Below are 13,792 nucleotides of genomic sequence, written 5' to 3'. Positions count from 1 at the left end.
TCTCATCCTATCACACTACTTAACCTAAACATTGGCAAATACATAGCAATAAGAATGATCCCCACTATGATTCCTACAAATATTGTGAGTAAAGGATTAAGGACGTTAGAAATTACTTGAGACTGATATTTTACTTGTTGATTATATTGCTCATTTAGTTTTTGAAAAATAAATTCTGTCTGATTCGTTTCTTCTGCTACCCGAATCATAGCTATCATCTTTTTATCAAATATAGAGCTCTTTGCAAAGGAAACACTTAAGGTATCTCCTGCCAAAACGCTATTTTTTGTCTTATGCAATCCCTCTTGAAGTGGATAAAAATCAATCATATTTTTTACCAGATCGATACTCTCTACCATAGGAACTTTTGATGATGTAAGCAAAGAAATCGCTTGTGTAAACTGTGCCATATAGATTTTTCTAAAATAATTCCCTAGAATCGGCAACCTCAACTGTATACTCCCCAATATTTTTCGAAACCATTTTTTTTTGGAAACAAAAATTAAAACTCCAATAGTAATTAACAAACATCCAAACACCAACCAACCAGAATCACTTATAAAATCAGAAAAATTAATAATCCCTTTGGTAACACCAGGAAGTTCTACATTATTTTGCTTAAAAATATCTACAAACATTGGCACTACATATCGAAGCATAAAAACAATAACAATCATAGCAGTACACATTACAATTATAGGGTATGTAAGTGCAGATACAATCTCTCTACGCAGTTCATTTTTTCTTTTATAAAACTCACTAAGCTCTAGTGTAATTTTTGCCAATTCACCCGTTTGCTCTCCAATCTTAATAGCATAATATTCATAGTCTGTAAAATTTTTATTCTGTTTCAAGATTTCAGAAAAAGGAGTTCCTGCGACCAGCTTAGCAACCATAGATGCCATCAATTTTTGATCTTTTTCTTTTTTTTGAGTCTCAGACAATAGTTCTAACCCACTTCTTAGATCAATTCCAGACTTTAGCAATACACTGAGCTCTGCATACCATTGTTCTTTCTTTTTTGATGTAAATGCATTTCCAAACAGTGTAATTTCTTTGGTTAGTATCTCAGAAATAGCAAAAGAAGATTCCTCTTGGTATTGTTTTTTGGTCTTTTCTATTTTTATTCCCATATTTTAAAAATGTATCGTAGGGTCATTATATTTAAACACAAAAACACGATGTAATTTTCTAGTATTATAAAAAGTCAATTTTATCGCATCAATAGCTCCAGAATTTACAGCCTCCCCCTCAAAGTAAAATGTTTTTTCTTTTAATTGTAAAGGGTACGTATGAATAGCTGTCACTATACTATCGCTAAAGAACTTATACTCCTTCTCTTCTATAGGAGAATACATAGACAACGTACTCTCATATGAATTCCATTTTACAGAAGTCAATCTATTAAAATCTATTGTCAAAGCGACCTCAAAAGATTGCATTTCTTCTTTATACTCATAGTTCTCATCAATACTGCTCATGCTTTCTTGTACTATCCTCAATACTGAAAATGCCAATCCAACAACTATAGTAGAAATTACAATCACTACCATAACTTCTGTAAGGGTAAAAGCCTTGATTTTTTGATTTATTTTAATCATTTTACAATCAGTCGCTTTTTTAATTCAACATCTCCTTTACTATACAATAAAACTGTATGATTTGACATTGAAGTTATAATAACCTCCCAACCGTCAAAATCTTCTGTATAAGGCAATTTAATTTTATGATGAATAAAAAGATACTCCAACTCCTTCACTCTATTATCAATTGCAGTACGATCTCTTTTTATTTGATTACTAAATACTGTATTAAAACTTAAACTGGCTATCATAAATACGATAACGATCAAAACTGAAGCTGTAAGAACCTCTATCAATGTAGCACCTTTTATTTTTTTTAATACAACCATTTTGCAATATTGTATTTTGAATTTACAAACGGTAATCCTGCATAGTCCAAAACAGGGTTCAACAATATTTTGCCATTATAGATATGATTTAGATACACTGATCCTGATTGCCTAGCTATACACTGTTGTGCATATAATGATCCCAATACCGTTCCCTGAAAATCAACATTACCTTGGCAATACACTTCTCCTATAACGGTAGCATTAGAAGCGATCTCTACATGTGTTTTAATACGATTGTTTGTACTCTTATTTTTATTTAAATATACAATGACACCTTCAATAACTGCTCCTTTATCAATTACAAAATCAGGTTTCGCATATAGAAATTGATTGTTTTGCTGACCTTCTTTTATTATCTTTTTATCAATAAGAATAGCCGAAGAAGGATATGATAAATAGCATTTTCTTTCGATTTTTATGTTTTTGGTAGCAATACTTTGAAAACTACCTATAACTCCTGTTTTTATTATTATTTCTGGAGCTATCAAAACAACATCTGTCAGTTTTGCTCCAGACCCAACAATAATTTTAGTTCCTGATTGAATAACAATATTCCCTGTTATTTTTTCATCATCCAAAAAAATAGAACCTCTATCATAAATTACTTGAAGAGGGTTATAAAATGTATTCTTAAGCTCTTTCTCTAGTACGATCACCTCTCCTTGATTAAGAAGATCGCCTTGTATAATATTCTCTAAATATCTAATCCATTCGGGATTCATTTCAGGTAGAGATGTTTTACTTTCCAAAACACGACCATAATACAGGGCATTACCTTGATAATATTTTCCAGAAATATTCCCAGCCTTGATCCCTTGCTTAGGAATATAACTTTTACCTTCTAGTCTGGTTGCTCCCACCACTACAATAGGTGAATTTCTATCTTCAATATACAGATTTGGTGTATTCTCTGATCGCTCTGCTCCTGTGTATGCAATTCTTACAGCTTTTTGATTATGTACATCTACTTCTGTATATCGTTTTTGCCAAACTCCATGATAATTTGCGAATTGCTTACTAGTTTTAACATCGACTATAGAAACGATAGTATCTTTTGTTATTTTATTTTGTTCTAATGATTCAAACAACTGCCTATTTGCTTGATCAAAGGCTACTACTACTTCCTGAGATTTGATTCTAAAAAAAGAATGTACGTGGGTAAGCAACAAAAAAGCACTCAGCAATACTGCTACCAATACTGAAATGAGTATAGCAAATTGCATAGCCTGTGCTTTTATTTTTGAAAAAAAAATCAATTCGCTATTTTAAAATCCTTTGTTTTTCCTTTATACCGTAGTCGCACAGAACCCGAAAAAGCTTTTACCAACGTTACTTCAGAAACTGTTTGCCGTAATTTAACAAGTTGATCTGTATTATTGATTTCAATAAGATAAATCGCATTTGCATTACCTTGTCCAGAAACCACTCCTTTATATTGAATAGATGGCCATACCAGAACTGTTTTTTTTGCCTTTACTTTTACTTTACTTATTTTCTTCTTCTTAGGTTTATACAATGTCCCTAAAAAAGGGTCTCGTTCTACCACACCCAATTTAAAACGTTCTCGTTGCTTTGTTTCAATTGGAGCTACTGATACTTCTTCTGTTCCCACAACAACTGGACCTTCATCAGAAAAAGCACCTATTACCTGAAAAACAATTGCTCCCCAAATAAATGCCACTAATGGTAATAAAACATATAATCCTTTTTTACCTTTTAGCATATGTTATTTAATTTATTGTAAATTTTGAGGTGGTACTAGATTCACTTTGATTACCAGCCTCATCAAATCCTTTTAGAAACCAATAATATACTGTACTCGCTTCCAATTCAATATCTGTAGGTGAGGTTACTTTGTTTTTGTGTGCCAATTGTGTCAATTGTTCATCTTTATAGATATAAATACTATCAAACTCTGCCGTTCCTTGTACTTCTTCTCTTGTCCAAGCAAATGCAACCGTTGTTGCTGTTTGAGAAGCATCATTTACAGGCGCCGTAGGTACAGGTTTTTTGGGATTCTGGCTATCTACTGTCAATGTTCTAGTAGTAAAGAGTGTGCTTTGAGTATTGTTTTCTGCTCGTACTTGCCATGTAGTGGTTCCTTCAGGAAAAGTAATCGTTACTGCTGTTTCTGTAGTTGTTTGCTCACTAATTACTTCAGTACTTGAGTTGAGTAATTGCACTCTATATAAAGTAGCATCTGCCACTGCTTGCCATTGCAAACTTGAGGTAGTGGCATTGACAATTCCATTATTTTGAGGTGCAATCAACAATACTTCTCTTGCCGAGAAGTCCTCACTTTCAACTATTTTAAATTCAGCATTAGCATATGGTGTAGCCGAACCCGAATTCTCTGCCCTTACTCTCCATTCATACTCGTTTTTAACCAAAGTTGTATTAAAACTGGTTGATGCAACGGTTGTATCCATCAGTATTTGAGTTGCATTCTCAAAATTAGGTTGCGCCAACTGAAGGTGATATTCTGTTGCTTGATCTACTGCCTCCCAACTGAAAGTTACTGAGGTATTCTCTACTGTAGTTTTATCAGAGGGAGCAATCAGCACGATTTCTTTATCAGATAAATCTTCTTCAAAAAGCACCTCTTCACAACTAAAAATAGCTAAGAGACATATAGGGATATACAAAACTACTTTTTTCATAATCAAAGTTTAAAATAATTCATTTTTGCTGTTGCCTTTTCTGCATCTCTATATGCATTTTTGGGGCATGACGATTTTTCTTCAATAATATCTGCCAGCATTATTTGTTTCCTATCATTTTCACCCCAGCAAAAAAATGACAATCCATAAGCAAAGATTGTGGTATTAGAAAAATCAATTGCCTTATACTTTCTTCCATCTTTTATCAACGACAATTCATACTGCTTATAAGCACCACTACCTATAAAAATTGCCTCCGCCTGCTCTATTTCCTGCATAAGTGATTCAGGCATTGCCAATGATATCGAGGTTACTATACTAGCTACTTTTTGATTTTTTATATATGCTAGAGCTTCTATATTATATTCTTTTTGAAGTTCACCAAGTATCGTAACCCTATCCAATAACTCAAATGTCATAAAACGAGGTTTGCTCTCAAGAGAATCCACGTATTTTATTTGTTGCTTATTATCTTTTGAAACGTTCAGGTATGCATTAAATGTGGTTTGACTAAAATCAACTCTTGTAGCATTCACTCTAATACGCCTTTTATACTCGGGTATTGCAGAAACCTGAAATTCAGAGCTGTATATTCCATTTTTTTGCACCCCGATTAATCCAGGAGCAATAGGGTTCTTTACCGCAGTATGCATTTTACTTTTGTCAACCTTGATACTTTGGCATCCTACACAACAACATATCAAAAAAAATATATAACCAACTATTCTATAATTCATACTATTGTTCTTCTATTTTTATCGTAATTAATTAAGACGTTGCAATAACACCTTGCATTGCAAGTATTTTGCTCCTGATCTAAAATTTTTCTTTTTCTCAAAATAAACTTGGGCAATATTCCCAAAACTATACTCTTGCTCTAATGCATATATCACTCCTATCAACCCTTTATAATCACCTTGTAAAACAAAATCATAGGTGGTTGTTCCTTCTTTTATATCTTTGTTAAAATAAATATGAGGTTCCTCAAAAGAAATTATTTTAATCCCTGATGTTGCAGACAACGAATGCAATGTTTTCAACAGATTATGTTGCAGAGAATTTCCTTCTACATTATTTTTTGCTAAAATAACATCAAGCTGTTGTTCTTTTTTTGTCAATGCTACCAATTGCTTTGGTGCAGCCAAGTATTTCTCTTTCTCGTATTCTAACTTTGCAACTTCAGACCGTATCGCAAAAGTTTTAGAAAAACCAAAACGATACGCAATCAAAAGCACGCAAAATAGCACTATACTCAGTATAATATTTTTAGTCTGTTGTTTCATTACTCGTTTTGATATTAATCGTTAACTCAAAATCTGAAGTATTCTTTTTGTTTATCCCATATTGTGTAATTGTTACTGAATCTACAAACTCTAATCCTTCTATTGTTCTTAACCAGATGGTAAAATCCGATTTATCTATTGAGGTCCCCGAAATAGCAATCATTTCTTTCTCAAGAATAATACTCTTATCCTTTCTAATTGGTTTTTTTAAAGGCTGATATGCAAATGATGTTAATATAATCGTACTGGGTTGGGCTTGTACTATAGAATTGATAAACCATGAACTTTTAGAAAACCCAGTAGCCAATATACTTTCCACCAAAGCTTCTTTGGTAGTAACCTCAGCCTGTTTATTTGTTATTTGCTCCTTTTGTACTGTATACACCTGAAGTTCTTCTTGCAATCCTTGCCATTTTTTATAGTTTGCATTAAAAACAAAAAAATTAATTAACAATGCTACCAAGAGAAACCCAACACCTATTTGTAATGTGTTTTTAAAAAACCTAGACTCTTTATATGCCTTTTGTAATTTTTTATTTCTGGCATCAAGATTCCCAGAAATTTTATTGTTTTTTATCACGGCATCCAGAGCTGTTGCCAGTGATAATGTATGTGTAGAGGAAAAGGCTAAACCTTCTATAGTATAATGCTCTATTACTTCTTCTTTTTTGGTATTAATTGATATGATTTCTTCATTTTTGAAACCTATCGCTACAGTATGACTATGTAATATTTCTCCTTCTGCATATGCTGCCAAAGCTATTGTTGCTAGAGCTCCCAAAGAAATTGTAACAATCTTACCTTTTATACCTTTAAATTCCTGAATACAGTTTTCTACATATTCTTTTCTACTTACTGCTATAAATGATTTTTCTGTTGATCGAAGAATTTGATAATAAAAATCATTCAGATTCAAATTAGGAAAAGCCTCACCTACTACCTCTGCATCTGTACCTGTATTAAAAACTTCTTTATATAATACCTGATCATCTGTTATGACCAGATGTACTCCTGCTGTTGTTTTTAAAACAGATTGTAACTTCTCTAATTCTTTTAAAGTAAACGTTTGGGCAATATTTAATTCGCCTTTTTTTTGCACCAGTTCCAAACCAAAAACAACCAATTCTTCTTGCTGAATAGAATATTCTAGAGCAACTAGGGTTTTTCCTATAGGGTTATATGACGATAACAGACTCCTCATTAATAAAAAACAGTTGGTTTAATAATTACATTTAATTTTTTCTTACTGTCCTCTCGAGTTCTTTTACTAAATAGCCATTTCAAAACTGGGATACGCGATAATAAAGGCACTCCTGACCCTGAGTCATTCTTAACTTTTTGTTCTATACCGCCAAGAATAGCAACATCATTTGCTCGCATTCTCATAATTGATGAAAATCTACGACTATTAATATCTGGTGGAGCATTTTCTGCAATACGATCTCCACTAAAACTGGATTGGATCACCTGTATATCTAACGTTATTTGCCCATCTCCTGATACAAAAGGCTTGAATTCTAAAGCCAACTCTGCATCTATTGGAAGGTAATTGACCACTTCTGATGTTTGAGGGATCTGCGATCCAAAGAAGTTTTGATTGGTAACCGCATAATAGGTAGTTTGCCCACTCGATAAATAAGCTTTATGTCCATTTAGAGTACTTAGCTTGGGAGTAGACAATATTTTTATATTACCATTACTTTCCATGGCTTTGATATCCATATAAAAATTAGGCACTACATTGCCTAAGTTTAAAGATCCAAAACCATCAAATCCACCAATTACCCTATTTATTGTTGAGGCACCCAAAGTAATTTTTGCATCAGGAAAAATCCTTCCTTCTGTAGTAACGGGTTCTTTACCAATTCCAAACTCTACCCCCGTCTCTACCTTCGCAGAGCGATTTACCTCTAGAATCATTACCTCGATCAAAATCAAAGGTACTGGTTTATCTATGTACTTAATGAAATTTTTAAATTTCTCTACACGTGTTCCTGCACCGCTCACCACAAAACTATTAAGCTCTGTATCTATCTTGACATCTAATCCTGCTGTTACTGTTGAGGGAAAAATATCTGAAATAGATCCTACCCGCTGTGTTCCTGCAGAGGAAGAACTTGTATTTCTAAAAGATGATCCCCGCTGGTTTATGGCATTACTTCCATTTTGATTGAACCCTGAACTGGAACCTCCTGATATATAATTAACTCCTCCTGTTGTAAAATTAGAATTATTAAAACTATTGCCATAAGAATTAGAAGGGTTTGCATCTCCAAGCATAGCAATAGAGCGATGCATCATTTGTACCAGTTCTATTTTTTTGAGTGCCAACTGATCTTCGGTACCAAAATAATATACATTTCCTTCTCTTTTGAATGTAAATGCATTTGATACGGGTGCTCTATTTTGTGAGGGTGACTGTGTATTATAGTTATTGGTATTGTTCTGCCTAGACTCATTACCTGATGTAGTTTTCTGCGCTGTATGTATATTACTCTCAAAAATTTTGACCAGCAAAGCATCAAAAGAAATCGATTCTGCTTTTACGGTTACTGTTCCTGCGTTTTCTAATGGAGAAGCAGTAAAAATATCAAGTTTCAGATCTTCTGACAGTGTATAGATTACATTGGATATGGGTGTATCTCTAAGATCAACAGATATAACCCGTGCTACAGTATCTATTACCTTATATGAAAAATTAGCTCGTCTGGGGCGGTAACCAACCTGATTACTTCCATCAGCTCCTTGTTGAGGAAAAGCAGCAAACTCATAAAACCCGTCTCTTGTTTTATTAAAATCAAGATCATTGGCCTCTGCTAGTTTTTTCATAGCAATATCAAAAGAAACATTACTTATAAAGAGGTTTAGATTTTTACTATTCAACTCTGGTGTAAATAATAGATTCTTACCTGAAGCTTCTGTTATTTTTCTAAATACCTTTGGCAAAGGGTCATTTTTCAAATCCAGCGATAGAGTAGTTGCAAGAACATCATATTGCGCTATAATTTCTTTTTCTGCAGGAACAACTACTGGAGGGGTAAATGGTTTTATCGATAAAATATTACCTGTAAACACAATATCTAATTGATATTCTTTGACCAAAAACACTAATAAATCCTGAACACTTACATTATTAAATCCATTGACAATAGTAATATTGTTTAACTCCTGTGATAGATTAATATTTATTTTATGTACTTGAGATACTGCACGTAAAAAATTAAGTAATGAGGTGTTAGAAATATTTACATTTACTTTTTCTGATAATCCAGGAATATCTACATTCAGTAATTGCAACTTATTTTCTATCGTAGCAACTCGCGTATTATCTTGCCCAAGAGTTTGGTAATTTTCCTGCGCAAAAAGCTGTATTCCTATTGCCAGTGTAAAAATAAGTATCAGTCGATGTATTTTCATAATAATTAATTATCCGCCAACAGTGCATATACTTCTTCTACAGAAGTTTCTCCATTAAGAACCATGCGTATGGCGTTATGTTGTAATGTGTTTATATTTCTTTTTTCTAAATAGCTATCGATCTGCAATTCATTATGCCGTATAGCTGTCTCCAATTCTTTTGTAATAGGCAGTATCTCATAAATTGCCTTACGACCCATATATCCTGTATGATAACATTGATTGCACCCTACAGCAATATAATGTTGTTCTATAGCTTCGGGAATTTCAAACCCTGCAGGAAAATCTTTACTTTCTGTCTTTTTCTTTGTTTTACAATGAGGACACAGCTTTCTTACCAATCGCTGTGCAATACTCATAGTGATTGTATTGGCCAGTAAAAATGCAGGCACCTTCATATCTATTAATCTAGAGATGGTTGCCCAAGCCGAATTGGTATGTATTGTAGACAAAACCAAGTGTCCTGTCAATGCCGCCTTGATAGCCATTCCTGCAGTACGATCATCTCTGATCTCTCCTACCATAATAATATCTGGATCCTGACGCAAAAAGGCACGTAGTGCGGCAGGAAAATCAAATTCGATATCTTCTCTAAGTTGTACCTGATTAATCCCCTGCAATGTATATTCTATAGGGTCTTCTATAGTAAGAATATTTGTAGTCTCCTTATTGAGTTCTTTTAAGGTAGCATACAGTGTCGTGGTTTTACCTGACCCTGTAGGTCCAGAAATCAGGATAATTCCTTGAGGGTTTTTGATAGCTTCACGATATTCATGTATTTCTTCTTGAGTAAACCCTAATTCATTCAAAGAAACCTCTTGTGTATTCCTATTTAATAACCTCAATACTATCTTTTCTCCATATAATGTTGGCATAGTAGAAACCCTGATATCAAATTCGTCTGTTCCTTCCTTAAAAGTTATTCTACCATCCTGCGCGAGTCTTTTTTGAGATATATCTAGTCCTGACTGTATTTTGATTTGATTGACTAATTGTGGGTATTCTGTACTAGAAATTGTGTATTGCTCTTTTAGCTTACCGTCTAGCCTAAAACGTACTCTACAAAACTTCTCATAAGGTTCCATATGAATATCGCTACTCCCAAAATCTTTGGCTGTAGCAATCAATTTTTGCAAAAATTGATCTTCATATTGTAGTTTTTCACTAGAAGAAGTGGTTGTCTTACGATAATTAAAAGCAAGATACGCCTGTATATTTTCTGTGGTTTCCTCTACTATAGCAATCTCACATCCCAAAATAATGGTCAGCTCTTTTTGTAGCGCATTGGCTTGCTGAGTATCAGATTTGAGATGAAGTATCCCCTCTTCTTTTACTACTGGTATTATTCTATAATGAAATGCTTGATTTGAAGTAATCATCTGTTTCAAATGCACTGGTATTTCATAATTTTTTGTAGTACTCATATCAGATACAGTGTTAATGAATTAGTCACCCATTGCATTATAAACAATACTCCAAAAAATATAGACATATATCCCGCCAACGGTACTGAATCATGTTTTGCTCTTTTTTTAAGAACCAACCATACCAGCAAAGAAAAAATTAATGAAAAGACAAATAAAATTATAAATGTCATGGTAGGAAATCCTATAGCAAGTGCTACAAAAAAGAGCACATCACCCATCCCGAATACTTCTTCAAAAAAAGGTCGTTTTATTTTTACTATTGTATATAGGTATAATAAACCTATAATAATAGTAAGCATTGCAATATTGATACATATCGCACTTATAAAAGTAATTATTTCTACGCTTTGATAGTGTAAATATCCTAATAAGCCAATAAGCACAGGGAATACAAAAGTATACACTTTTCTATCGCTAAGATCTTGATAAGCTATTGCTGCTAATACCACCAGGCTAAGTATTTTGACCAAAAGCATCAGTCTTTTATTATTTGTTTAGGGTTACCGTTTTCGTCTATTTCCCACACATTAAACACGCCATCTCCATCAAAATCAACTACGGCTGTGGCTCTTGCTTTAAAATTAGATACACTCGCCTGAAGCACTTCATAGCTATAATTGGCAGTACCCCCATTCTTTACCGTTTTAGGGGCTTCATAATTAAGCTCAGTAAAATCCATCGAATACTTAGAATTAAGGTATCGATATTGCGTTTGCATATTACTAATCGTTTTGAGCTGTATTTTGGCTTCTTGTGCCTTGGTTTGTGCTATCAAAGGCAAGAAATTTGGCAATGCTATCAACAACAAAATACCAATAATGGCCAGTACAAGAAGCATCTCCTGTAAATTGAAGGCTTTTATTTTTGTGGGTAGGACTTTTCTCATATGTTTATTCTATTGTGCTTCAAATATATGTAGAAACACTATAATTTCTTATCAATATCAAAAGGAAATGGCATGGCTTGTATTAGCACATTTCTCTTTAAAACTATTCCTATTTTTTTATGTCTACTCTTTTTTATTCAACACAAAAATCTGGATCAATACATCCTTTTCTGGTACAATAATACTACATAGAAGTACCGTTTTTTGAAACTGGCCTATTTTTTAATCATTTTTTTAACTTTTAAGTTCAAAAACTTAGTAAAAAACACGCTACAAACACATGTCTCTACATTTTAACACAAAAAACAAAAGCACACAAAACACTGAAAAAGAAACACATACATTTAACTTTATTTTTTGGCACAACAATTGGTTATACTATGATCAAACAAAATGAATATTAATTAAAATAATTACAGTTATGAAAACTTTATACACTATTACAGTAACCTTGAACCTTAAACCGCTTATCAAATTCATAAAACAGCTTCCTGCATCTTCTAGCTATGCAATTCACAGGTAGGCTATGATGACACATAGGAGATTATTGCTCTTTATACCAAAGGAGCACTACAAAATATAAAAAAGCGAGTGTAAAATTTTTACCTCGCTTTTTTTAGTTTTCTTACTCGTGTTTATCACTATTGACCTACCAATCTTTATTGTTATCAGTTACAGGCTCAAACCTACATATCTAGATAAAAATATTATTACAAGAACCCCCGAGCGGGGGTAAAATTCACAAAATACAAACCAGACTTATTCTGAAATTTATAATTCCTGCTCATTTATCTGAAATATTCATAGCTTACTTACTCAGAACGCCACTAAGCACAACTTAGCGGGAGCGGGGGGGGGGCCATCAAGGGTGGTTAATTTACAATATAAAAAACTATCTTCATGATTTGATAGAAATGGTATTTCGTCAATGTCATTATAAAATAATTCTATTTTTATATCATGGTTCTTATTAATATTTGAAATAGATAGCTCTATAATCGGAATAAAACTTCTTTTTGAGTCATTTATAATTATATAATTACCTTCTATAGAATCTTTCTTTTGAGAATTGAAAGATGAAATGAATTTACCATTTACATAACCCTGAAATTTATAATCATCAAGAAAGTTTATTGTTACATTATTATCACTCCATTTTCCTAAAATTTCATCCTTTTGTAATTCTTTATTACAATTAGTAAATAAAAGCAAGCAAATAATCATTGATAAATTAAAACCTAATTGTTTCATTCCAGTTAAAATTTTGATAAATATTAGAAGTAGGCCCAGATTCTGTATTTAAATTATTAGTTATTGAAATCCAAAATTTAGTATAACCTAAACCAGGAGGTCTAGTAGCGGATTCAATTGATGACCTATTGTGTACACTAAAACTTACTTTAGCAATTCTTCTATTGACATCAACATAAGTTACTTTATATGAAACAGAATACCCACCTAAAAAGAATGCAGCTCTATTATGACGACTACCTTTATTCCCAGGTAAAACATAATCAGCAAGAGGAAATGCATCAACAATTCCAACATCTCTCAAATATTTAAAACCTTGTGTTCCTCCAAGATTATATGAGCTATTACCAGTAAAAGGCTCTGCATTTGCACTAAGCCCCTGTCTTATTGCATTTCTGGTATTTTCCATATGATAATGATCCGCTAAGGTTCGTGTGAAATTTGAGCTTTGATCAAAATTTCTAATTCTTGGTCCCCCGCTCCCGCTAAGCTGTGCTTAGTGGTCACAAAAGTTAATCCAAACATTATAAAAATATTAATACTCAGCCTAAAAAACCAGTGCTATCGATTTCTAATATAGTATTATCTTCTTGAAAGTTTCTTGCACTACTATATTTCCAGTGGGTTGGATCTGTAACAAAACCCGCCTCAACAGGATTATTATGGATATAGTCTATTTTTTGTTTTATAACCGCTTCACTCCATAACTCAATAGGTTTATTATGATGTTGCCAAAATTGATACTTTGCTCCATTACCTTTCTTTTTTCCAGCTCTTTCAAAAAACCAAAGCAAATACTCTCTTCTACTTTCTTGCGAGTTTTCTGTTATAGCTTCGATTATTTTTCTAGCTGTATAGCTTTTAAAATCTCTTAATAACCCTGCTGGATTATCATCTGCCGATCTAAAAATTAAATGAATATGACTTGGCATAAAACAATAAGCATATAACTC

16 protein-coding genes are annotated in these 13,792 nt (G+C 32.9%); all 16 read right to left on the bottom strand.

Going from position 1 to position 13,792, the window contains the following annotated elements:
• Nucleotides 1–2 precede the first annotated feature (2 nt).
• Entirely contained in the window at nucleotides 3–1,133 is a 1,131-nt protein-coding gene (locus DG508_RS07055) for a type II secretion system F family protein (protein ID WP_108867466.1), read from the bottom strand.
• 3 nt (nucleotides 1,134–1,136) lie between these two features.
• On the bottom strand, nucleotides 1,137–1,601 hold the full coding sequence (locus tag DG508_RS07050; RefSeq protein WP_108867465.1) for a prepilin-type N-terminal cleavage/methylation domain-containing protein: 465 nt from the start codon (nucleotides 1,599–1,601) through the stop codon (nucleotides 1,137–1,139).
• The gene (locus DG508_RS07045; protein WP_108867464.1) at nucleotides 1,598–1,912 is read right to left on the bottom strand and encodes a pilus assembly FimT family protein; all 315 of its coding nucleotides are present in this window, start codon (nucleotides 1,910–1,912) and stop codon (nucleotides 1,598–1,600) included. Before DG508_RS07045 ends, DG508_RS07050 begins: the two co-directional genes overlap by 4 nt.
• Nucleotides 1,900–3,138 carry a hypothetical protein gene (locus DG508_RS07040; RefSeq protein WP_159090729.1) on the bottom strand — a complete coding sequence of 413 codons (1,239 nt, stop codon included), beginning with the start codon at nucleotides 3,136–3,138 and terminating at the stop codon, nucleotides 1,900–1,902. The genes DG508_RS07045 and DG508_RS07040 overlap by 13 nt, the downstream gene beginning before the upstream one ends.
• A gap of 29 nt (nucleotides 3,139–3,167) precedes the next feature.
• The gene (locus DG508_RS07035) at nucleotides 3,168–3,638 is read right to left on the bottom strand and encodes a hypothetical protein (protein ID WP_108867462.1); all 471 of its coding nucleotides are present in this window, start codon (nucleotides 3,636–3,638) and stop codon (nucleotides 3,168–3,170) included.
• A gap of 7 nt (nucleotides 3,639–3,645) precedes the next feature.
• Nucleotides 3,646–4,575 carry a fibronectin type III domain-containing protein gene (locus tag DG508_RS07030; RefSeq protein ID WP_108867461.1) on the bottom strand — a complete coding sequence of 310 codons (930 nt, stop codon included), beginning with the start codon at nucleotides 4,573–4,575 and terminating at the stop codon, nucleotides 3,646–3,648.
• A gap of 2 nt (nucleotides 4,576–4,577) precedes the next feature.
• Nucleotides 4,578–5,312 carry a hypothetical protein gene (locus DG508_RS07025; protein ID WP_159090727.1) on the bottom strand — a complete coding sequence of 245 codons (735 nt, stop codon included), beginning with the start codon at nucleotides 5,310–5,312 and terminating at the stop codon, nucleotides 4,578–4,580.
• 27 nt (nucleotides 5,313–5,339) lie between these two features.
• Nucleotides 5,340–5,858, bottom strand: coding sequence for a hypothetical protein (locus tag DG508_RS07020; protein ID WP_108867459.1), 519 nt, complete (start codon nucleotides 5,856–5,858; stop codon nucleotides 5,340–5,342).
• Nucleotides 5,842–7,059, bottom strand: coding sequence for a hypothetical protein (locus DG508_RS07015; RefSeq protein ID WP_108867458.1), 1,218 nt, complete (start codon nucleotides 7,057–7,059; stop codon nucleotides 5,842–5,844). Before DG508_RS07015 ends, DG508_RS07020 begins: the two co-directional genes overlap by 17 nt.
• Entirely contained in the window at nucleotides 7,059–9,275 is a 2,217-nt protein-coding gene (locus tag DG508_RS07010; protein WP_108867457.1) for a type II secretion system protein GspD, read from the bottom strand. The genes DG508_RS07015 and DG508_RS07010 overlap by 1 nt, the downstream gene beginning before the upstream one ends.
• A gap of 5 nt (nucleotides 9,276–9,280) precedes the next feature.
• The gene (locus tag DG508_RS07005; protein WP_108867456.1) at nucleotides 9,281–10,699 is read right to left on the bottom strand and encodes a GspE/PulE family protein; all 1,419 of its coding nucleotides are present in this window, start codon (nucleotides 10,697–10,699) and stop codon (nucleotides 9,281–9,283) included.
• Complete coding sequence (locus DG508_RS07000; RefSeq protein ID WP_159090725.1) at nucleotides 10,696–11,172, bottom strand: hypothetical protein; 477 nt, start codon at nucleotides 11,170–11,172, stop codon at nucleotides 10,696–10,698. The genes DG508_RS07005 and DG508_RS07000 overlap by 4 nt, the downstream gene beginning before the upstream one ends.
• 5 nt (nucleotides 11,173–11,177) lie before the next feature.
• On the bottom strand, nucleotides 11,178–11,588 hold the full coding sequence (locus DG508_RS06995) for a prepilin-type N-terminal cleavage/methylation domain-containing protein (RefSeq protein WP_108867454.1): 411 nt from the start codon (nucleotides 11,586–11,588) through the stop codon (nucleotides 11,178–11,180).
• Nucleotides 11,589–12,404: 816 nt separating this feature from the next.
• A complete protein-coding gene (locus DG508_RS06990) occupies nucleotides 12,405–12,839 on the bottom strand; it encodes a hypothetical protein (RefSeq protein ID WP_108867453.1) in 435 nt (144 codons plus the stop codon).
• Nucleotides 12,820–13,248 (bottom strand): hypothetical protein, encoded by a 429-nt coding sequence (locus DG508_RS06985; protein WP_108867452.1) that lies wholly within the window; start codon nucleotides 13,246–13,248, stop codon nucleotides 12,820–12,822. Before DG508_RS06985 ends, DG508_RS06990 begins: the two co-directional genes overlap by 20 nt.
• 133 nt (nucleotides 13,249–13,381) lie before the next feature.
• Nucleotides 13,382–13,792, bottom strand: a 411-nt coding sequence (locus DG508_RS06980; protein ID WP_108867451.1) for a transposase, incomplete at its 5' end; no start/stop codon positions are given.

This window comes from Aquimarina aquimarini (assembly GCF_900299535.1).
GTDB classification, from domain to species: Bacteria; Bacteroidota; Bacteroidia; order Flavobacteriales; family Flavobacteriaceae; genus Aquimarina; species Aquimarina aquimarini.
This window is presented reverse-complemented; position numbering and strand designations above follow the sequence as displayed.

Bases quoted from the DNA above. Each gene is read 5' to 3' on its own strand.
- DG508_RS07055 (WP_108867466.1), bottom strand. From the start codon at position 1,133: ATGGGAATAAAAATAGAAAAGACCAAAAAACAATACCAAGAGGAATCT.
- DG508_RS07050 (WP_108867465.1), bottom strand. From the start codon at position 1,601: ATGATTAAAATAAATCAAAAAATCAAGGCTTTTACCCTTACAGAAGTT.
- DG508_RS07045 (WP_108867464.1), bottom strand. From the start codon at position 1,912: ATGGTTGTATTAAAAAAAATAAAAGGTGCTACATTGATAGAGGTTCTT.
- DG508_RS07040 (WP_159090729.1), bottom strand. From the start codon at position 3,138: ATGCAATTTGCTATACTCATTTCAGTATTGGTAGCAGTATTGCTGAGT.
- DG508_RS07035 (WP_108867462.1), bottom strand. From the start codon at position 3,638: ATGCTAAAAGGTAAAAAAGGATTATATGTTTTATTACCATTAGTGGCA.
- DG508_RS07030 (WP_108867461.1), bottom strand. From the start codon at position 4,575: ATGAAAAAAGTAGTTTTGTATATCCCTATATGTCTCTTAGCTATTTTT.
- DG508_RS07025 (WP_159090727.1), bottom strand. From the start codon at position 5,312: ATGAATTATAGAATAGTTGGTTATATATTTTTTTTGATATGTTGTTGT.
- DG508_RS07020 (WP_108867459.1), bottom strand. From the start codon at position 5,858: ATGAAACAACAGACTAAAAATATTATACTGAGTATAGTGCTATTTTGC.
- DG508_RS07015 (WP_108867458.1), bottom strand. From the start codon at position 7,059: ATGAGGAGTCTGTTATCGTCATATAACCCTATAGGAAAAACCCTAGTT.
- DG508_RS07010 (WP_108867457.1), bottom strand. From the start codon at position 9,275: ATGAAAATACATCGACTGATACTTATTTTTACACTGGCAATAGGAATA.
- DG508_RS07005 (WP_108867456.1), bottom strand. From the start codon at position 10,699: ATGAGTACTACAAAAAATTATGAAATACCAGTGCATTTGAAACAGATG.
- DG508_RS06995 (WP_108867454.1), bottom strand. From the start codon at position 11,588: ATGAGAAAAGTCCTACCCACAAAAATAAAAGCCTTCAATTTACAGGAG.
- DG508_RS06990 (WP_108867453.1), bottom strand. From the start codon at position 12,839: ATGAAACAATTAGGTTTTAATTTATCAATGATTATTTGCTTGCTTTTA.
- DG508_RS06985 (WP_108867452.1), bottom strand. From the start codon at position 13,248: ATGGAAAATACCAGAAATGCAATAAGACAGGGGCTTAGTGCAAATGCA.